1 protein-coding gene is annotated in these 1,460 nt (G+C 74.7%); it reads right to left on the bottom strand.

From position 1 onward, the window contains the following. The coding region (locus CCN56_RS39785) for a fatty acyl-AMP ligase (protein ID WP_107484314.1) at nt 1–1,460 on the bottom strand (1,460 nt) is incomplete at both ends.

Here is a 1,460-nt window from a genome sequence, read left to right as displayed (position 1 = left end):
CGTGCCGGCCGGCACGAGCAGGACGTTGGCGAGCGGCACGTTGAACTCGGCCCCGACCGTCTCCTGGATCCGGCGGACCAGGGCGCGCCGGCCCGTCTCGTCGTCGCGGTCCCCGTCCGTGTCCTTCAGCTCCTGCACGAGGACCAGTTGTTCGCGTCCGCCGGCGTCGACCGAGAAGGCGGCGCCGACACCGGAGTTCAGGGCGGGGGCGAGGCCGCGCACGGCGTACTCGACGTCCTGCGGGTAGAGGTTGCGGCCGTTGAGGATGATCAGTTCCTTCAGCCGGCCGGTCACGTACAGGTGCCCGTCCTCGGTCGCGCCCAGGTCCCCGGTCCGCAGGAAGCCGGTCTCGCCGTCGTCCAGGGTGGCCCGGAAGGTCTCCTCGGTCTCGGCGGGACGGCGCCAGTAGCCCTGGGCGACGCTGTCGCCGCGCAGCCAGATCTCGCCGACGGCCCCCGGCGGCAGCTCCCGCCCGCTCTCCGGGTCGACGATCCGCAGGTCGTACCCGGTGGCGGGGCCGCAGCCGGCGAGCGCCCTGCCCTCGGCGGACGTCCGCGGCGGCGGCGCGAGCAGGCCGTGCTCCAGGGCCGCCGGGTCGGCGGTGGTGGTCGTGTGCGGGGCACCGGGGGTGCCGGCGGAGACGAGGAGGGTGGCTTCGGCCAGGCCGTAGCAGGGGTAGAGCGCCTCGGGCCGCAGCCCGGCCGGGGCGAACCGCCGCGCGAACGCCTCCAGGGTCGCGGGGCGCACCGGTTCGGCGCCGTTGAGCGCGAGCCTCCAGCGGGAGAGGTCGAGTCCGGCGATCTCGTCGTCGGTGATCCGGGTGGTGCACAGGTCGTAGCAGAAGTTGGGGCCGCCGCCGACGGTCACGCCGTACTCCTGGACGGCACGCAGCCAGCGCAGCGGTCGCTTGACGAAGGACACCGGGGACATCTGCACGGAGTGGCTGCCCAACCAGAGCGGGTGCAGGAGGTGTGCGATGAAACCCATGTCGTGGAAGTGCGGGAGCCAGCCGCCGAACCGGTCCTCCCGCGTGGTGCGGAGCACCCGCCCCAGCAGTTCCTGATTCGCCATCAGGTTGCGGTGGGAGACCATGACCCCGCGCGGGTCCGCCACCGAACCCGAGGTGTACTGGAGGAACGCCAGGTCGTCGGGCCGGGTCCGCACCGGCCGCCACGCGTCCGGGTCGCCGAGACCGGGCAGGTCCGTCGCCAGGCAGGCGACGCCGTCGACGAGGGCGTCGGCGAGCCAGCGGGAGACCTCCGGCGCGTTCGCCGACTCCGTGAGGACGAGCCGGGCCCCGGTGTCCCGCAGGACGGAGGCCACCCGGTCGGTCCGGCCGGCCCGGTGTCCGCCGCCGGGCAGCGGGGCGGGCACGGCCAGGGCTCCCGCGTACAGGCAGCCGACGTACGCGGTGAGGAAGTCGGCCGTCGAGGAGTACAGCAGGAGCACCGGCGCGCCGG

The organism is Streptomyces sp. NRRL B-24572 (assembly GCF_002156145.1).
Classification (GTDB): Bacteria; Actinomycetota; Actinomycetes; order Streptomycetales; family Streptomycetaceae; genus Streptomyces; species Streptomyces vietnamensis.
This window is presented reverse-complemented; position numbering and strand designations above follow the sequence as displayed.